This is a genomic window from Frankia sp. CeTa3Moorea (assembly GCF_978021225.1).
Map to the genome: position 1 here is coordinate 27,281 of NZ_CDXDOR010000066.1, position 655 is coordinate 27,935.

Consider the following 655-nt stretch of genomic DNA (forward strand, 5'->3'; position numbering starts at 1 on the left):
TCCGGTCCGTACCGGGTCGGCCGGCGGCCTGTTGCACACGGTGTATGTCAGGAAGTGGTGGGATGGCCGAGCAGGGAAGTGGGACGGACGGTCAGGCGTCCGACGCCCGGTCGACGAACGGCGACGCCGCGGCCAATCCCGAAACCGGAGTACCCCGGACCGGGCAGAGCGGTGGGACCATGGAGAAGACCGCACCGCGCCCGGGGGCCGGGAGGAACGCGGCCGCCACGTCCGCCCGTGCGTCGAATACGATCTCCTCCCAGGGCGGACGAGCAGCGAGCGCGAGTTCGGCCGAGGCGGGTCCGGCCGGCCGGAGCGGTGCGGAGCGGGCCGGAAGCCCGCAGAGCACGACAAAGACCGAGAATCCCGAAAAGCCGGGAAACCTCGGGAAGCCGGGAAACCCAGGGAGTGCGGGGAGCGCGGTTGCCGCCCCGCGGCAGGGTGCCGGCCGTATCCCGCCGACGTCGGTTCCACCCTTGGGAGAAGCTTCACCGGCGCGGTCCGTGGGCGGCGGGCAGCGGTCGGTGCCGCCGGCTCCCGCCCGGCCAGCCGTGGCGGACACCCCGGAATCATCGAAGCGGTCGACGCCACCGAAGACCGACACACCCGCCCAGCCCGGTTCCGGCCAGCCCGGTTCCGGCCAGGGGCGCGGCGC

General features: G+C 73.9%; 1 pseudogene. It reads right to left on the reverse strand.

The features are described 5' to 3' along the window. Positions 1–91 precede the first annotated feature (91 nt). Positions 92–655 (reverse strand): annotated as a pseudogene (locus AC08OV_RS13580) (hypothetical protein); the annotation flags it as partial.